Annotated in this window: 16 protein-coding genes; 12 read left to right on the forward strand and 4 right to left on the reverse strand. The window is 40.8% G+C overall.

Going from position 1 to position 18,748, the window contains the following annotated elements; all coding sequences use genetic code 11:
• Positions 1–41 precede the first annotated feature (41 nt).
• From AC3CHU_RS20260 to AC3CHU_RS20270, 3 genes are read left to right on the forward strand one after another with little or no spacing between them, the layout of a single operon-like run.
• Positions 42–1,892, forward strand: coding sequence for a hypothetical protein (locus tag AC3CHU_RS20260; RefSeq protein WP_488525513.1), 1,851 nt, complete (start codon positions 42–44; stop codon positions 1,890–1,892).
• Between the two features lie 2 nt (positions 1,893–1,894).
• Complete coding sequence (locus AC3CHU_RS20265) at positions 1,895–3,820, forward strand: hypothetical protein (protein WP_488525514.1); 1,926 nt, start codon at positions 1,895–1,897, stop codon at positions 3,818–3,820.
• A gap of 2 nt (positions 3,821–3,822) precedes the next feature.
• Positions 3,823–4,248, forward strand: coding sequence for a hypothetical protein (locus AC3CHU_RS20270; protein WP_102518179.1), 426 nt, complete (start codon positions 3,823–3,825; stop codon positions 4,246–4,248).
• Positions 4,249–4,496: 248 nt separating this feature from the next.
• On the opposite strand, the gene AC3CHU_RS20275 is transcribed toward AC3CHU_RS20270, so the two are convergent.
• The gene (locus AC3CHU_RS20275; protein ID WP_488525515.1) at positions 4,497–4,658 is read right to left on the reverse strand and encodes a hypothetical protein; all 162 of its coding nucleotides are present in this window, start codon (positions 4,656–4,658) and stop codon (positions 4,497–4,499) included.
• Between the two features lie 648 nt (positions 4,659–5,306).
• Between AC3CHU_RS20275 and AC3CHU_RS20280 the strand changes: the two genes are divergently transcribed.
• Both AC3CHU_RS20280 and AC3CHU_RS20285 read left to right on the forward strand, forming a co-directional pair.
• Positions 5,307–5,552, forward strand: a complete 246-nt coding sequence (locus AC3CHU_RS20280) for a hypothetical protein (protein ID WP_241910761.1) — start codon at positions 5,307–5,309, stop codon at positions 5,550–5,552.
• A 434-nt stretch (positions 5,553–5,986) separates the two neighbouring features.
• Complete coding sequence (locus AC3CHU_RS20285) at positions 5,987–6,583, forward strand: tyrosine-type recombinase/integrase (RefSeq protein ID WP_341634772.1); 597 nt, start codon at positions 5,987–5,989, stop codon at positions 6,581–6,583.
• Positions 6,584–6,991: 408 nt separating this feature from the next.
• On the opposite strand, the gene AC3CHU_RS20290 is transcribed toward AC3CHU_RS20285, so the two are convergent.
• From AC3CHU_RS20290 to AC3CHU_RS20300, 3 genes are all read right to left on the reverse strand, one after another.
• The gene (locus AC3CHU_RS20290) at positions 6,992–8,218 is read right to left on the reverse strand and encodes a dipeptidase (protein WP_341634773.1); all 1,227 of its coding nucleotides are present in this window, start codon (positions 8,216–8,218) and stop codon (positions 6,992–6,994) included.
• Positions 8,219–8,314: 96 nt separating this feature from the next.
• Entirely contained in the window at positions 8,315–9,262 is a 948-nt protein-coding gene (locus AC3CHU_RS20295; protein WP_488525516.1) for a helix-turn-helix transcriptional regulator, read from the reverse strand.
• 104 nt (positions 9,263–9,366) lie between these two features.
• Positions 9,367–10,593, reverse strand: coding sequence for a dipeptidase (locus AC3CHU_RS20300; protein WP_488525517.1), 1,227 nt, complete (start codon positions 10,591–10,593; stop codon positions 9,367–9,369).
• A gap of 294 nt (positions 10,594–10,887) precedes the next feature.
• Here AC3CHU_RS20300 and AC3CHU_RS20305 point away from each other — a divergent pair, with 294 nt between their 5' ends.
• The 7 genes from AC3CHU_RS20305 (at position 10,888) to AC3CHU_RS20335 (ending at position 18,596) form a co-directional block, all read left to right on the forward strand.
• Positions 10,888–12,144 carry a carbohydrate porin gene (locus AC3CHU_RS20305; RefSeq protein WP_488525518.1) on the forward strand — a complete coding sequence of 419 codons (1,257 nt, stop codon included), beginning with the start codon at positions 10,888–10,890 and terminating at the stop codon, positions 12,142–12,144.
• Positions 12,145–12,716: 572 nt separating this feature from the next.
• A complete protein-coding gene (locus AC3CHU_RS20310) occupies positions 12,717–13,346 on the forward strand; it encodes a hypothetical protein (RefSeq protein WP_108176355.1) in 630 nt (209 codons plus the stop codon).
• Between the two features lie 159 nt (positions 13,347–13,505).
• Positions 13,506–14,351, forward strand: a complete 846-nt coding sequence (locus tag AC3CHU_RS20315; protein WP_488525519.1) for a hypothetical protein — start codon at positions 13,506–13,508, stop codon at positions 14,349–14,351.
• Positions 14,352–15,536: 1,185 nt separating this feature from the next.
• The gene (locus AC3CHU_RS20320) at positions 15,537–16,337 is read left to right on the forward strand and encodes a hypothetical protein (RefSeq protein ID WP_372307881.1); all 801 of its coding nucleotides are present in this window, start codon (positions 15,537–15,539) and stop codon (positions 16,335–16,337) included.
• Between the two features lie 121 nt (positions 16,338–16,458).
• Positions 16,459–17,193: a hypothetical protein gene (locus tag AC3CHU_RS20325; RefSeq protein ID WP_488525520.1), complete on the forward strand. Its 735-nt coding sequence runs from the start codon at positions 16,459–16,461 to the stop codon at positions 17,191–17,193.
• Positions 17,194–17,313: 120 nt separating this feature from the next.
• Entirely contained in the window at positions 17,314–17,820 is a 507-nt protein-coding gene (locus AC3CHU_RS20330; RefSeq protein ID WP_157939954.1) for an SLATT domain-containing protein, read from the forward strand.
• Positions 17,817–18,596, forward strand: a complete 780-nt coding sequence (locus AC3CHU_RS20335) for an SMODS domain-containing nucleotidyltransferase (protein WP_488525521.1) — start codon at positions 17,817–17,819, stop codon at positions 18,594–18,596. The genes AC3CHU_RS20330 and AC3CHU_RS20335 overlap by 4 nt, the downstream gene beginning before the upstream one ends.
• Positions 18,597–18,748 lie beyond the last annotated feature (152 nt).

Consider the following 18,748-nt stretch of genomic DNA (forward strand, 5'->3'; position numbering starts at 1 on the left):
AGTTCGACCAATCTGCTGTGTGTAGTCACAGATCTCAATACATGACCGAAATATTCTGTCATGTAGATGCTAGACATAATGCTGGCAAGAAAACCGCTTTCTTTAATCTGAAGAAATACTTTGTTTGGTGCGAAAACAACGATTACCAAAACCCAATGACTGGTGAAGCCGTCAGTGCGTATATATTACATGATAAGCATCATAAGGTGACTGGTACGGTTAAGTCGATGTTTGAACGTTTGGGTATTAAATATGACGCTTCGCAAACGCCAATTGAGTCAATGTTTAACAATAAGAAGCCGCAATCCGTTAAGGAAGGCGTAATGTGGGCTGCTGATGGAACTCATTACATAGGAATTAATACTCGTTCTGCTGGCTTCAAGACAATTGATATGAGTAATGATGTCTCTCATCTGAAAGATGCTGGACTTTTATTCACGGCTATCAAAGCTTTATATGATGAGTTATCTGGTGACACCTTATTGGCGTACATTAGTACAATCAGGAACTATGCAAAGACATGTAGCAGTCATTTTTTCGATGCTGGCAATTTAGCTAACTACATTTCTAATCTTCACAAAGCTGTGGATGCGAAGGCTAAGGGTAGTTCTAAGTCAAAGCCTAAAGCTAGAAGGTTGTTGAAAACTTTCGAAGCTGCTGAGGTTAGTCTGCCACACGCCGTGTCAGTAGCAGTAAATAAGCTCCCAAGCGTCTCTAGTGTCCCTGTGAATGGGTATGATGACGTAAGGTATAAGAAGTTAGTGAGACTTCTATTTAGACTGCACGGAAGAGCTTATCAATATATTAAATCACCAAGTACGTCGGCATATGAATACGTAGGGGGTAACTCAAACCTCAGGTTCTCTTCAAGAAGAGCTGCTATAAATCTATTAAATACGACTGCGTATTACCTTATAGCGCGTTACTCAGCATGGACTGACACAACTTTAACCAATATTCGCACCAGTGACGTAGAGTTCGATAATGAGCATGGTGAGTGGGTTCATCTCAAAGCCCAAAAGAATCGTGGTATATACAAGAATTTATCTATGGATTTGCCTAGTCTGAACAGCTCAAGCCCAGAAGAGTTGAAAATAAAAAAAACGGGATACCGAGTTATTCAGAATCTACTAGAGGTTCACGAATTATTTGATATCCCTACAGACAATCTTCTCTTTAGAGTCACCAAGGACAATCAATCCGCTTTTTACGCTAAGAACCCATGTATAGTTGACTTTATAACTGGGGAAATCGAAGGCTTAAAAACACTAACAACACAGAGAATACGCGAAACTGAGATATCACTTGAGCACAGCAAAGGTGGGACTGTTGCAGCGATCAAACGTTCAGGGAGTAGTCCTGCTGTTGTAATGAAAAACTATTCTGAAGGCTCTCCTGTGGAGCATAAAGTTTCATTAGGTGGTGTTGCTGCTGCGATTCAATCCGTTGCCTTATCGATCGAAGACGATGTAACAGCATCAGAGGTCAAAGATAGACTGTATAAGGCTTCATTGATACCAATTCTAGACGTTCAATCAAACACTCCAATGGGAACTGTCTGCACAAAGCCTACAACAGTTAGTGCATTCAGTAAGAAGGCTGAAAGAAGCAATTTTGGAGTGTTGGCTTGTTCTGATTTATTAGCTTGTTTTGACTGCCCTAGTGCTGCAATTGTGGATTCTATCGATGATATTTGGAACTTCTTGTCATTCAAGGAAAAATTGCTTGAGGGGAAGATATTTAGCATTGATAGGGAGCATTTCGCAAACAACTTTAGTGAAGTGATTGAAAAGATAGATATTATCATAGGAAAATTTTCCGAGGAAACTCTTACGTTAGCCAGAGAGAAATTAATTGATGATGGATTGCACCCATACTGGGACGAGGATTAATCATGACCAGTAATCGAGCATTTGATGTTGCCAGCGTAAGAGCTGATTTTCAATCTAGCTTAGATCTTGAGTTGTTCACCACCTTTGATTTGCATGGGGATGGCTTGAGCAGATTAAAAGATGATAAATGGATAAGTCATCAGAAGGTTCTAGACGAAGTAAGGGTTACGAGGACTTTAGTGGCGAACATACCATTTCTGATCAGGCATTTAATTATAAGGACGTACAGATCAGATGATGCAGAGAAACGAATGGTTAAGGAGGTGTCTTTCCTTAATGCTGTTATAAGGGTCAGGGCGATTATTGGTTGTATGCCACCTGATATAGAACCAAAAGATATGTTCACTCGCTCGGCATTAATGAAATACTTAGAGCACGTTAATGGTAAGTATGCATATTCATCTCTCTCTGAATTGCTTTCAACCTTTAATGTGATGGCGTTTTCTGCTCACAGAGAGGGGCTTTGTGAGTTGCCAAAATTCAACATGACAGCTCTAACCGAGAAATATTGCTCATCAGGACGTCTTGAAAAGAAACAGACGCTCGCCATCCCGTTAGGTATCGCTACAACTATTCTGGGTAATGCGTTGGAGCTTTACAAGGCTGGTAAAGATTCATTAGATGAGATTGAGATGCTAGCACAGCAGTATGGATCTCACTTTGATAAGGCTAAATCGCGTCGAGAAGAAGCAATACGAGAGAAAGGAGAAGCTAATGTCACGGTTGGTGTAAACTACTACATGAAGCCTCGTGGACAGGTCATTACGGAAAGCTGTCTACTTAATAGCGCTTTGTCACCTTACATTGACGGTGACTATAATCCCATTAACGTCTGTGGTTGGCTCAACAGGGTTTTGAACGCATCATACCAATTGCTGCTGGCATTTACTGGCATGAGAATCCATGAATTAGCTAGGCTTCATGATGGTTCGTTCCAAACTTACACGGAAGGTGAAGATGTTTATCACACCTTGACAGCGGAGACCTCTAAGTTGTCAGATTCAGAAGATATTGTCGATGAATGGGTGTGCTCTGAGATGTGTGATGGGATTATTAAGTTTATCGGTAAGATTAAGGCAATAATGAACCTGAACACTCGCTCTCTGTATGTTACTTTTTCGAGTATTCGTAAACTGAGTGTTAAAACCGTATACAGTATAAAAGAAAGGCATGTGGAAAATTTGGTTAAAGGCGTTTGCCTTAGCGAAGCTGACTACAAAGAGTTCTGTACTCTTAATAGAGATCGACAAAATGATGCGCATGTTGGAATGGAGTGGAATCTAACTCCACATCAATGGAGACGCTCATTTGCTGTACTAGCTTTACGTTTCGATTTGGCAACACTACCCGCTATAAAGCGGCAGTTTAAGCATATCTCACTGCAAATGACCGAGTGGTATGCGAATTACGCTCGGATAACGAGGAATGAAGAGCTACGTGTTGATACTAAGCTTAACACCTTGGTAAATGAGATTCAGAACGACATGTCAGCAGATGTACTTTTTGATGCTTATAACACTGATAAGGTGCTTATGGGGGGCTTCTCAGCGAAAATATCAAAGCTTAAAGAAAGTGGCAAAGTTCCAGAGATCTACAGTACACGTTCATCCATTAAAGCCTTGATAGAACGTGGGGATATCCAGTTAAATTACTCAGGACTTACATATTGCACTAATGGCTACCGTTGCGACCAAGATGGTAGTGTAAATGCGGCGTTCTGTGCATCGGAGTGTGACCATACACTGATACCAGAAGAGCTGAAGGATAAATGGATAAAACTACACGAGCGTTGTACTTCGCATCTTGAGTTCGCAAGTGATTGTGGGTCAATTTCGCCCGTTTCTTACTCTCACTTCATGAGTCAGATTAAAGCTGCGGAACATGTCATGCGAGCCTTTGGAGTTGAATTTGAAGAGTATAAGGGTTGATTATGCAAGTTAAGAAATCTGGTTTGGAGCTACTGGAGTCTGCATTAGAGAGGTTATTGAGTGGCAATGTGGTAGTTCTCCCTTCAAATGCAAGATTGAACATCAAGAATGTAGAAATTGAAGCAGGGATGGGGGATGGGTCTGCATACCACTACCCAGACTTAATTGAGAGAATTAAGGAGGCAAAAGCGCGTGTTGCCCCTAAGCGTAAAGAGGTAAAGTCGCCAACCAAGTCGGCATTAACCACGGCAACTAAGAATGTGAGACTTACTAAGTCAAATGCCGAGTTAAAGTTTGAAAAGGCAGCATTATTGGTTGCTCAAACTGAGCTAACGTATAATTTGTTTCAGTGCTGTGATGATCCTAAGTTTATCGTTGATGCATACGAGCACTCAAATAATGTCTTGCCATTTAACAAGCCTAATTAGGGTAGGCTGATAAGTTATGGGGGATCTAGAAGTCACTTAGCCCCCTTTGTTTAATCAATAAAATCAACAGCTTACATTCTTTAGTTTCCATTTTAATTGTAGGGTTATGTTGAAATTACCTTTACTATCAATGAATTGTGATGGTTGCTCTAAATTTTGGCAGATGTATTAACCGTAAACCTAGCACCCACAATAAAGTCAGAGCAACAATGGTATTTTTCATAAAATACAATCTTTAACTATACCTATCAAAATACGGGAGGCTTACTACCTACAAGAACTTGTAACTGACCGTCAGAGAAACCATTCGTTTGTTTTACTTCGAATTGTAACCCTGCATCTTTAAAAGCCTTGATAAGTAGAGCTTTATCTTCGCTTGGTGGCCCAATAATGTAGAGACCAACGGCCATCTCATACCCCGAAAAATACTTTGTTTTGACACCAGAAGAGACTAAGACGGAATTTATCTCCTCTCGATATAACGTAGATTCAGGATCATTTTTTACAAATGATACCCATACATTCGCTTTTAGGTTGTTAGATAGATGGGTGTGTAAAATTTTAGACTGTTCTTCTGATAGTCTACGCCATGCTAATTGAGCTTTTAAGCGCTCTTGCTCCAGTTTAGCTTCTTCTGCTTTTCGAGATAGAAATGCAGCGTGTTCTTTGGCTTTTTCGGCTTCTGCATTAGCTTTCTTCGGAACATCTGAAAGTAATTGTCCACGCCTTGAGTTGAGCTATCAAATAGGTTTTCTGCCACCTTAAGCCATTGTTCTTCATCAACACCGACAAGAGGCTTTAGCTGAGTAGTGTGTTGTGACTTTGGAAACGGGTGTACCAGCCATTCTGAACGGCTGTGTCCTGAAGTGTGTAACTGATTCTGTCAGCGCGTATCAATACGGGAAAGATTTTCTTGGCTTCGATTAACTCTCTAGGTATCAAGCAGATGCCAAGTTCAAAACCCTCATCGTCATCTGCCATCAAGAACGCGTACCCGATAGCATAATAGATAGGTTTCGTAAGCTCTAAATGTGCCATCATAGAGTAGAGGTATAAGCATGGCAGCGGTAGCTGTAAAGCTAGAGAACGCCTTTAATGCACTTTTGAAGGAAGGGAAAAAGATTAGTCCGTTCGCTGTCGAAAAACGTGCGGGTCTGTCTAACGGTTCTTTGAAGAATCATGCTGAGTTGTTGGAGAGGGTGCTTGAAGAAAAAGAAAAGTACCTTTCAGATCCAAAGAAAGTAGGTGTGGTTAAGGCGAAGGAAAATAAGTCAAAAACTCAGGTTTCAAAAGATAAATATTAGGAAGTGTTAGAACAAAATAAAAGGCTCAAAACTAAGAATGAGCAGTTAGAGTCAGAGCATGTTGTCATGGCTGATAAGGTGGCTCAAATGACTTGGGAGTTGCATCGCTACAAAACCAAAACTAGAAAAAATTCGACGAGCGTGAAGAATTTGAAGGTGTAATCAAGAGCCTGAAATGACAAATGTCGACGGACAATAAACTGATCTGTTTTGAGTAATGTCAGGTCTGGAGGAGCGAATTACTGGAGGAGCGAATTAGCTAACACGCTTCTGCCCCAAGATGAGTTTCAAATGGATTCGTAAATACCTATTTCAATTCGTCTTCCATTAGTTTAATTAATGATTATTCCCTTCGGATTAATCAGTGCATGAAGCAAGGATACAATAGTTCACTTGCTATGGTTTAAATTCCTAAACCATGCAAGGATCTCATCATGCAAGTACTTAACAAAAATCGTTTAACTGGAGTCAAAAAGCCATTCAGGTTAGAGGAAATTTGGCGTATACGAACAAGGTTAGAAATTGAGGGAAACCTCATGCAATTGGCACTTCTAAATCTGGCTATTGATAGTAAGCTAAGAGCAAGTGATTTATTAAACCTTCATGTCTATGACGTATCATCTCAAGGTTCTATTTTTGAACGGGTCCATTGCGTACAGCAGAAAACTAAAACAAGTGTTCACTACGAAATCACACCACGAACTCAACAAAGCCTTAGCCACTGGCTTATCACAAGTAATCTTGAACCTGAAAGTTTTTTATTTCCTAGTTGTAGGCACAAGAACCAACCCATTAGCTATTCGTATTATCGAGCTATAATTCGTCAATGGGCAAAAAAACTTGGTTTAAATGCTGATAGTTACGGAACTCACTCGATGAGACGAACCAAAGCTACATTAGTCTATGCAAAAACAAAAAATATCCGTGCGGTTCAACTTTTACTTGGACATGCAAAGGTAGATAACACGATCCGCTACCTTGGTGTGGAATTAGAAGACGCACTGTTACTTTCAGAAGGCACTGATTGTTAGTCGAAACGAACCCTATTTCGTAGGGTTCACCTTCCTCCAATTGAATACTAAATTTTTTGCCAATGTTTAACTCTCCGCTTAATGGTTTGACAGGAGTAAGCTCAATGAGTCTCTGTAAAGGTGGTTCGTGATGACTATCGGACAGAGCCTTTTGAAGCAGCTTTGTAAAGGCAGAAAATGACGTAAATTACGCTGAGTTCGTCTCACGTAGATAGGAACAGGGACATCACACTTCAGTAATAAAGCATCTTTCACTCCATAGTTAAACTGCTCAACAAAGGTAATAGCCGCATACTGTAGACTGGATTGATCAATCCAAGTTCTCCTATTTATTATGATTGAATAATAAAAACGCTCACATCATTTTAGCTGTGAGCATTACTTTTATAGTCTGGAATTAGGCCCGTTTTATTTCCATGTTTGCCCATAAACTCGCATTAGGTTGCCGCCGAATAGCTTGGCTAAATCATCATTCGAATAACCCATTGCCCATAAGCTATCGACGACACCTGCGATGTGTTTTGACAGTTCAGCACAGCCTGTAGAACCTTTGTTAAAGGCATTAACCATGTAGCCGTTATCCGCGTACTTATCTGGGTTAGCGATGGTGAAAGGAACGACTTTCGCTGTGGTCATCATATCATCGGTTGCGATGCCCACATGTTCAATCCCTGCTACTTGCACTGCGCCATCAATCATCTCTGCAAATTGCTTAGGCGTAATATCTTCAGGCCACACACCATCCATCATCCACTCGGTTGCGGTCACAGCGATAACACCGCCCATGTTAGCAACAGTTTTCGCTTGTTCGTCAGAAATAAGGCGGTAACAAGCGGCTAGGCGAAAGTCTGGATCACCTTTTTTCAGGTTCTTCTGCGCCATACGCTTTTCTGTTTCCGTCAGTGTTTCATGTGGTTCACAACCATAAGTAGAGGCGATTGGTGAGTGTGAGTAGATGACAGGCACACCTTTATGGTGTTTCTGCATGTAGTCAGTAATGCCTTGCGTTGTGTAATGAGAAGTATGAGAAAGGTCGACGGTAATGCCATGCTCAACCATCTCATCAAGTACTTCTTTACCAAACTCAGTCAAACCACTGGTATCACCGTTGATCATTGAAATCACACCAGAACCCGTTAGTTCGGTTTCGTTGTAGGTAAGCTGCATGGTTTTGACGCCATACTCCGCCATGACTGCCACGTTTGCTGCGTCGCCCTCTAACGGCATGGTGGTTTGGCTTGCCCACATAATCGCGTATTCACCGTTGTCGTGCGCTTTTTGAAAGTCATCGACACTCTTAACGTAACGAATCGGTGTTTTTGCCGCAGAAGAGGCTTTGGTCCATTTTCCATGCTCTGATTTAAACGCAAGCAGGTTCGGTGTATGTGGTGCACCAAGGGTAACAGAAGCGCCGGTGATGCCACGCTCATGAGCTAAATCAATGTAGTTCGCTACTTCAGAATCTTTGCTAAACCCTGTACCGCTTGGCGAGGCATAGAAGTCGAGCACAATATTGTCAGCAACGTACTGCTTGGCTTCTTTAGATGCAAATTGGTGCCAATCTTTGGTCTCAATTGATGCGTGTGCATTAAAGGTTGCTGCGGAGATTAACGTTGCGATAAGTAGCTTTTTCATTTGTTTGCCCTCGAATTAGTTTACGAGTGCAAATATATCGATTTGAAATGGCCAAAATGTGCAATTTACGACAATGTATGACAGCGCAGTGAATTGTTAAGGTTGTCGAGTCTGTTTAAGCCATTGCAGTGGCGTTGTGTTCTCAGATTTTCTAAAGGCTCGGATAAATTGAGAGGTGTCAGCATAGCCAAGATGTTCTGCCACATCAGAAATCGAGGCATTGCGCTCAACTAAGACTCGTTTTGCAAAAGTGATGTTTAGTGACTCTTTGATTCTTCTGAACGTATAACCCTCGCTCTTTAAATATCGCTGAACAGTGCGCTCATTGACCTCAATGATTTGGCTCAGTTGTTCAATAGAGAGGTTCTTTCGCCCAATATAGCCTTCAAGCACAGCGGAGATCTGGTCTGCATAATTGCGCGGTTCACTATGAAACACTGCGGGATAAGTGACATTGAGGTTTGATTCAAGCTTAACGGTCTGCTCGTAGAAAAGAGCGGTGGACTGCTGGCCTAAGAACTGGGGCGTGCGACTGTCGATGTTGAGCTGCTCAAGGTCAGAGGCATGAGTGTGCTTCAAGTGATATTTAATCGGTGCGCCTATATGGGCATCTATCCTTTTACAGCAACAGTGCACGGTGACTAACAAGTAGAGCTCAGCCAAGAACGGAGACGAGCTTTGTTGCGGTGTTTCAAGTTCTACTGAGTAAGAACTGGCGCTTTCATTTAAGGTAATGGAATGGACAGGTATGTATTCTACAAGGTGCTGTAATAAAGGTATTTTTTGATCATTGGTAGGTAGAGTTTGCTCAATGAACCTTTCCGCAGACTGCTGCATTAGTGCGATGAATGTTGTAGAGGGTAACTTATCATGCGCCTCTTTAAGTAACGTCGAAAAGGCAGAAAATGACGTGAACTGAGTTGAACTGGTTTCTAAATAAATAGGCACGTTGGCACTTTTCACCAATGGCCAAACATCATTTACTTCACGTTTGAGAGACTCAATAAAAGTAATGACTGCGTATTTATGGATCAGAGGGATCAACTCACACTCTCCTATCTCAACTTTTGTGGCTATTCACATACTAAAACGCTCACAATGTTTGATTGTGAGCGTTAAGTCTTGTTACGAAAAAGAGCGGTTAGACTCTATTTCCAAGTTTGCTCATAAACGCGTAATAGGTTACCACCGAATAGCTTAGCGAGGTCGTCATTTGAGTAACCCATCGCCCATAAGCTATCAACAACGCCTGCGATGTGTTTTGACAACTCAGCACAGCCCGTCGCCCCTTTGTTAAAAGCACTGACCATGTAGCCGTTGTCTGCATACTTATCTGGATTTGCAATGGTGAAAGGCACGACTTTCGCTGTGGTCATCATATCATCGGTTGCGATACCGACATGATCAATACCAACCACTTTGACGGCTCCATCAATCATTTCTGCAAACTGCTTAGGTGTAATGTCTTCAGGCCAAACACCATCCATCATCCACTCAGTCGCGGTCACTGCAATAACACCGCCCATATCAGCCACTGTTTTAGCCTGCTCATCCGAAAGTAGGCGGTAACAAGCCGCTAGACGAAAATCTGGGTCACCTTTTTTGAGGTTCTTCTTCGCCATGTGCTTCTCTGTTTCCGTCAGTGTTTCATGTGGTTTACAACCATAAGTAGAGGCGATAGGAGAGTGTGAGTAGATGACAGGCACACCTTTGTGGTGTTTCTGCATGTAGTCAGTAATGCCTTGCGTTGTGTAATGAGAAGTATGAGAGAGGTCGACGGTAATGCCATGCTTAACCATTTCATCAAGTACCTCTTTACCAAATTCAGTCAAACCACTGGTATCTCCGTTGATCATTGAAATCACGCCAGAGCCTGTCAGTTCGGTTTCGTTGTAAGTGAGCTGCATGGTTTTGACGCCATACTCAGCCATGACTGCCACGTTTGCTGCATCGCCCTCTAACGGCATGGTGGTTTGGTTTGCCCACATGATGGCGTACTCGCCATTGTCGTGCGCTTTTTGAAAATCATCGACGCTCTTAACGTAACGAATCGGTGTTTTTGCTGAAGAAGACGCTTTAGTCCATTTTCCGTGCTCAGATTTAAACGCAAGCAGGTTAGGTGTATGTGGTGCGCCAAGGGTCACCGATGCGCCAGTGATGCCACGCTCATGAGCCAAATCAATATAGTTCGCCACTTCAGAATCTTTGCTAAAACCTGTACCGCTTGGAGAAGCGTAGAAGTCGAGTACGATGTTGTCGGCGACATATCTTTGAGCGTCTTTAGATGCAAATTCGTGCCAGTCTTTGGTTTCAATAGATGCGGTTGCCGCTGTAGATAGCGAGGCAATGGTCGTCGCAAGTAGTAATTTACGCATGATAGTCCCTTATCCAATATGTGTATTGTTTAATAATTATTTTGTTTAATTATATTGAAATGGTTAATTATTTCAACTAAGTATACAACATCATTTAATATATAAAGTGATGTGTTAGTTTGAACTGTGGGAAGGTTCAGAGCGTAATCTTTGCAGAGTTATTGAGAGGGGGACTTAGTTGCACAGCTGAAATTTTCGACAGGAAGCGTGCTTCATTGTCGTGAAATGCCTATATTTACCCAATATGAACTCTACACTCATCGAAAGGAAGTCGAGATAATGAGAGAAGCGTTAATGAATATGAAATTGTCCTCACTAAGTTTAGCGATTGTGGCAACTATGGGCTCTACGTCTATTTTAGCTGCCAATTTTGATAGCCCGGATTCGGTCGAAACTACCATAGCTCAGCAGAAGTCTGAGCAACTCGATTGGCGAGAGTCGTTAGCGGCTGATGGCTTTACGTTTGGTGCAGATTACTTCTCTTTGGCGTTACAGTCACCAGATGGGACAAATAGTAATTCGGTTGATGCCTCTTCTGGTGTCGCGCGTGTTTATGGTTCTTGGCACCTAACGGGCAAAGGATCAGAAAACAGCGGCAGTATCGTTTGGAAGGTTGAGCACAGACACTCATACACAGATACGTCACCGAAGCAGTTTGCTTGGCTTGGGCAAGATCAAATCGGCTACGTTGGTATGATTGGCCCGGCGTATAGTGATCAAGGTTTTCGCGTGACCGACCTCAACTGGAAGCAAAAAATCAACGATGGCAAAGGGACGATCATTGTCGGTTGGCAAGATGTCACCAACTATGCGGATGTTTATGCGTTGGCGAGTCCGTGGTCAGGTTTTACCAACCTTGCGTTTTCAACGGGTGCAGGGGCAATGGGATTACCTGATGATGGTGTTCTAGCGCTATCTGCTGGTCATATGCTGGGGGAAAATTTCTACGTTGTAGGCGGAGTTGCCGATGCTAAAGGTAAGTCGGATGATATTTTTGAAGGCTTTGATACGCTGTTTAACGACACGACGTTATTTACCACACTAGAACTTGGCTGGACGGCATCACAAGAGCAAATTTATACCGACAATTTCCACGTGACGTTTTGGCATATGGATGCGGGCTCAAGACACAGTTTGTCTTCAACGGTATTGGTTGATGGTACAGTCGTAGGTGGTGAGTCAGGTCAAGGTGTGAATTTCTCATGGAGCCAATTTGTTACGCCTCAAGTGATGCCGTTTGTTCGTGGTGGTATATCGGAAGGTGATGTTGCGCTGTATGACAAATCGTTATCGGTTGGTGTAGGCTACTTTGGCCTTGGTAAACCGACCAATAACCTCGGATTAGCAGTGAACTGGTCAGAAACGAACAGCGATACGTTGCAAACGTTCTTGAATGCAGGAAAAGACCAAATGGCTGCCGAGCTTTATTACAACATGCAGTTTGGCGATCACGTACAAATTACGCCAGATATTCAATACATCAAAGAACCAGCATTCTCCAACGAAAGCAGCGCATGGGTGTTTGGTGTAAGAGCTCGAGTGTTTATTTAAATTACTTTCTATACGTTCAACATTTATATCAGCATCGAGTTCACTGAGGGATACACAGGTTAAAAAAGTAAGTTGATTCGGCGTATCGGATGTCTCTTTTAACCTCGTTTATGCAATTGTTCTGTACCATTTATACTGGACATAAAGTTAACGACTTTCCATACCTGTAGTTATCTATGAATTACTAATTTAGGAGAAGCACTGACACACTTTTGTCCAAAACCATCACAGGCTGAACTTTTACCTGTGGCACTTTCTACCTCAGAAATGCCCCAAAACTTGTTAGATCAAATGCTCTACAAATTTTAGGGGGCGTGCGTTTTCCCTATCAAATCTAATCCGATGAAAGAGGGTCAGACCGAGCTTATTTTAGGCGTATGTAGGTTGAAAATCGTATTGTTCAGAATCCGCCGGAGTTATACGGAAACTTTCGGCAATTTCTGAAGTTCACATCCTAGTCGCTAGGCAATACGGGCATTAGATTGAGCGTGAGTATAATTAGCGTTATGATTGGTCACGTATAATTACAGAAAAAATCCGTCTATAAAGCGTTGGATTTTGGAGATAGGTCAGTGGATGTATTGTCTATAATTCTTGGTTGGCTTTTGGGTATATTAAGCCCTGTTATAGTTAGTCGTATTACGCGCCAGTACAAGCGTGATGATTTGTATAAAGGGATAATGAAGGAGGTTGACCACATCCGCGAGAGACTTCTTGGAAACATGCACCTTCTATCACATCGAACGGGTTCTTTCGATCGAGAGATTGCAAAATGGTTACTTGAAAAATATGGCGAACTAAAAACTGTGAACTCTAATATTTTGGAGTCATATAAGAAAATTTTGGCAGCGGATGATGCTGAGTTTGACGCTTACAAATATCACTTTCTTAAGTCTCAAGATACAGGATTGACGTTACAAAAGTTCCAACTAACCTTTGTAAACATGCACTTACTAGAATTTTCGCTTTTTTCGTCCGAGTTCCAAACTGAGGTTTTTGAATTAAAAACTAGATTGGAGTTTTTAAATTCTGAGATCGCGCTAGCAGAGAAGTATTTCTTTATGACTTTCGACAGCGGTTTATCTCAAGAAAATCTTGAGATCGTGAAAACTGATTTGACCAATAAGTACCTACATATTGAAACAATGATAAAACGTGTAGTCGAGCAAATCGAAATAATTGGCTCAGTACAAAAAATCTAACAAATTGTTAAAGCTGACAGCTAACCTGTGGCATTTTTGGTTCGGTTGAGTTCATTGATTATGGTGGATTTGCTTGAGTATCGAGGCAGTTAGCTGCAAATTAACAAAGCGTTATGCGCCTAATCGCTGGCCGTTAAATTGTTCGTCAAAGGAGTTGGTTTGGAAAATCTAATTATTGAACAACTAAAAAAACAAGCAGAAGAAAGTAATAATGCCGCTTTAGCTCATAAACAGCTAAGAGAGTCTGACGATTACAAAGAAGAGCTACAGTTTCTAAGAAAAACGATATTAGACTTTACTAATACTCTACGTCTTTGTCAGATAACAGCTTCTCGATGGGTTGATTTTCATGAAAAATATCTTCTCCCTCAACATTTTGACGATCTCGCTGAAGCGGCACTAACTGCACAGCTTGCAATTGAGAATGGAGCTCTTAATCCTGCTCGCAGAGAGCTGCGGTATATGTTGGAAGTAGCAGTAAATATCGCATATGTTGATGAAGAAATGAGTGGCTCATCTCTTCCTGAAAGAAGAGATTTTTATAAAAGTAAGCAAGTTAAGAAAATTAATGTAGATCAGGTTTCAAAATTACCGTTTCGCTTGTTGGGAGAAAATAAAGAGTCATTTTCTCAGCATGTTAAAAATGCTTGGGTAAGGTCTTCTAATTATGTTCACCTAACTAAAAGGCAAATGGACCAAAAGTTAGAGCTTAGAGAAAGAGGTATTACACTTGGTATGGAAACCGTGGCGATGCTTCAAGAAGTCGTTTCGGAAGTGCATGAAGTGTGCAGCATAGTATCTGTATTGGCATTTGAAACCATAGGCCCTTCATTTACTGGACATATGTTTGTTGATAACTTAGATAGCATTGATCACTGGGCACTCCATGCTAGTGGATATATCGCACTTGTCGATTCGTATTTCGACTATAAGCATGAAAGGAAAGAGCGACTAGACGTCATACATGAAACTAGAACTAGTCGAATTAAATACCCAGTCGTCTAACGTTTAAGGTTTCCAGATACTTTGTCTAATCCAAATCTCGCATGTTAGAACCAATCTCCTAAAACGCTTTTGTCCAAAATCTTCATAATCTGAATTCTTACTCACGGTACTTTCTATCACGAAAATGACACTTTCCCACTTAGTGCTTTTACTCATACACATGCTGTTAATGTGCGTTTGCCCTACCAAAACTTATCCATCCCTGTCGTGCTGATCGTTGTGGAACCCTCATGATGTAATACGGGGTGAAAGTTGAAATTTATAGATCCAATGCTAGCTCCTTGTTTATTCATTTAGTGACGTGAAAATAAAGAATTGCAGTTTTATTTCGGCGATAACGTCGATAAGTGGGTCAATTTTAAACTGGAGTTGACAGTAGTTCTGACTTTAATGTTGATCAGGATAGCTCAAGATAACGGATGACATGGAGTTAAACTCAGAGATAATCAAGCAGTCCAATCCCAAATAAATAAGTAACTGTGGTTGATTAGAAAGAGTGTGCTAGAAATCATTCATAGATCTGGCCATAAATGCTCGATGGAAACCACCCCAAATGCATAATGGAGGTGGCTCCAAATGCATAATGCGAGCAAATCAAACAACATTTAATTATTTAATAAACAATAGCTTAATCATTAGTTCGCTTCGAAGTTTCATTAAGCTTTCTTTGGTGACTTTTATGAGTAAATACAGTAGTGCTACTAATGCACTAAATACCATCTTCGACGCTAATAAAATTTTGGGTGAATTGTCCCGTGGGTTCATGGGGCGTTTACGTTAGAGCGTCGTTTTGCCATTTCAAATCTCCGTGTGGTTAGAGACTTGATCTTAATATTTGTACTTGGCGATTAGAATATGGGGTTTATGACATGCTTACAAAGTAACTGACTAACTTATGTCCAGAGACCTGATGGCGGGGTATGAAACACGAAAATGCCCCAAAATCACTTAGATTAAATACTTTACACAATTCAGAGGGCGTGCCTTTTCCTAACTCAAACTTATCCGATGGAGTTAATAACTGTTCATTCTCGTCATTAGGCGACATCTTGCAGCCTAACTTCCCGTCATGTGTCATAACTTATTGATTATCAGTTGAGTTAATATGAAAATGATGGCGTTGCCGAAAGATTAAAGACGACAATATGTCGTCTAATAAGTGTTATGTTTTTCATGAGGAAAACGATGTTTCAAGAATTAAGTACATCTTTAAAAGCAAGTTTGTATGAGCGAGTATCTAGTCCGCTAGTTGGCTCCATAGTATTTTCGTGGGTAGCTTTTAACTGGAAAGGGCTGGCGTACCTTCTGCTATCTGACGCAAGAATTGAAGACAAAATTGACTTCTTTTCAGCTAACTATTCAAACGTAGATACCAATATTTTGTACCCATTTTTAAGTGGAACAACCATAGCGGTTTTTTACCCCATCATAGCGTATATACCTTTTTGGATTTGGGAGCAGATACAGTCGGCAAAGAGAAACCTCAAGAAACGCTTATCGTTGAGTGAGTTACTGTCTGTCGAGCAATCATTACAACTAAGAAATGAGTTGGCACAAAAAGACACTCGTATTCGTGAAATCATCGCAGAAAACCAAGTGAACCTAACTGAACTAAAAGGTCGTGTCGAAGAATTAACCAAAGAAAACTCCTCACTGTATTTCAAGTTATCAGAGCTTAGTCCCCCAGATCCTAAAGCAGATCCGACAAAGGTAGATTTGGCTGACGTAGAGTACAAAATATTGAATGAGCATACAGGTTTAGATAAAGGGTACTCACAATATGTTGGTGGCATTGCACATTCTTTGATGTTACCTGATGCGGAAGTCCAGAGAGCTATGGAACGTTTAGTTAACATTGGCTTTATCAAAGAGAATGGTACAGTCGAAGATGAAAATGGGCTAGAGGCTACCGGCTATATTTTAGATGAACTTGGAAGGAAATATCTTGGTTACCGTAAAGCAGACATGGGTACAGTAAAAGCATAATAATAATCAACATTGGTGAAGATATTGATAGAGCTTGATTATTTTTGTTCAATCTTGCATACAAAGGCTGAAAGGCCTAGATTACTACCGTAAACGAGTGATGTTGATAGTGTTAGCTTGCTTGAGTACATCGCTATACTTTTCAAAAGAGATACTTTATTGGCTAAGTGCAATCGCCTTGCTTTTTCACATCGGTTCATTATTTATGGACTGGACTATAAAGAAAACTCGTGCACTAGCTAGTGAAATTCAGAAAATTTCGATGCTTTCTAAAACCTTCGGACAAGATAACATCGACTTCCACGAAGTTACTAGGTTAAAAGTAGAAGCCGGAACTGGTGTAAATGCAAAAGTTCAGACAAGAATTGACAATAACGAACTGGATGAAAGTACGACGTACACCAATGATGAAACAGAGCCCAACCAAAAGCTATTAAGAATGATCCAAGAAAATGCATTTTGGAATGGGTATTTATATTACTTTGCATATAAGGATGCAAAGAGAAAGATAATATTTATGGTGGCGGTGATCTCAATCTTAGCACTAGTTTTGATACCTAATGTTAAACTCGACCAAGATTACACGTTGATTAGACTTGTCTTTACCGTATTGTCTTTTGGGGTTGTTTACGAATTTGTTGAAAAAATGTTCAAGTTTCAGACATCATCAAAGCAAATGACTGAGCTTGACCACAAAATATCTCGTCTAAACACAATAGAAGAACAAGAGTTACTTAATATATTTTCAAGTTATCATAATGTTATCTCGACAACGTCTCCAATTCCTAGCAATGTTTATGCGTCTAATAAAAATATGCTCAATGCCACTTGGCGAGAACGCATACAAACTGTTTAAGAGGGGTTCCCAACACTTGGGATTTTTGGTTCTAAATCGAGTGTTGTGATTACGGTGGTAATTTTAGGTTAGGTGGTAGCGTTGCTCACCTTAACGGGCGTTAGGGCGCAGGAGGTAAAATTGAGTCATATAGTTAGAAATAAGCTTATTGAAGAGGCAAAGCGCATTGAAGAAGATGCCCTTTATTCCTCGAAAGGACATTATAATTGTGCCGATAATTGGAAGTCTGTTCATTACTGGATCGGAATTCCGGCTGCAGTCTTAGCTGGTGTCGCGAGTGTAAGTGCGTTTTCTGATAACACTGTTATCGCTGGCTACATTAGCGTGCTCGTTGCAATATTAACGGCTTTGAGCACTTTTCTAGATCCTAATGCTCGTCAAAATAGCCATAAAGCATCAGGAGCTGCGTTTGGAGCATTAAAAAACCAATCTAGGTGTTTTTATGAAATCGATGTGCATCTAGAGCAAGATGAAAAAAAATCAAAGAAACAGCTAGATACACTGTTTCTACGTAGAGACGAACTTAACTCTACTAGCCTTTCTATATCCGCCAAAGCCTATAAGAAAGCGAAAAAAGATATAGAGTCGGGAAGTAATAACTATAAGGTGGATATTGATAAATCATGACAGTTTTTTCTCATTTAAATAGCGTGTCTTCAAGTGCGGTACTATCTACTGCTGAAATAGATTCAATTAATCGTTCAATAGCTACTTTGGAGGCTCGGCTAACTTCTTATTTTGGTTCAGATATTAAATCAAAGTTTCGATTCGGCTCTTCGACTAGAGGTACGATACTGCCACGTAGTATGGATGGGAAGTCAGATATAGATTACATGGTTGTATTCAACAATTCGGATTTCAAGCCGAATACCTACTTACAAAGGATTCGTCGTTTTGTCGAGACTTATTATTCCTCATCTGAAATATATCAATCTTCGCCAACAATCGTCTTAAATTTAAACCATATTCGCTTTGAAATTGTGCCTGCTATTGAGTCATGGTTCTCAGGGTTGCAGATTCCAGCTCCAGCATCTGATTTCTCAGAGTGGATGAACACTGACCCAAATGATTTTAATGCTGAGTTAACAAATTTCAATGTATCTAACAACAGTAAAATTAAGCCACTGATTCGCTTGCTCAAGTATTGGAATGCAAAGAACAATTACCCCTTTGAGTCATTTCTACTCGAAAAAGAAGTCATAAATATGAATTTTTGGTTCTGTACAGATTTGAAAGACTATTTTTACACTGCAATTGAAAGCTTGAATGCCGGTTTCTTTGCACCTCAGTGGAAAATAAATGCAGTCGACAAAGCGAAGAGGATCGTTTCTGAGGCAAAAAGTTTTGAGTCGCAGAGTATGCCGTATTCAGCAGAAGCGGAAATAAAGAAACTTATACCGTGATTTTAGCAGCGCCCTAACAAGCATTTAAGGCTTCAAGATACTTTTTCTAATCCAGTTTTGTCACGTTAGAATCCATACTCTAACGTGCTTTTGTCCAGAGATGTGATGGCGGGGTATGAAACACGAAAATGCCCCTTTCGAAGTTATCTAGC

The organism is Vibrio sp. QJM3NY_39, assembly GCF_057785895.1.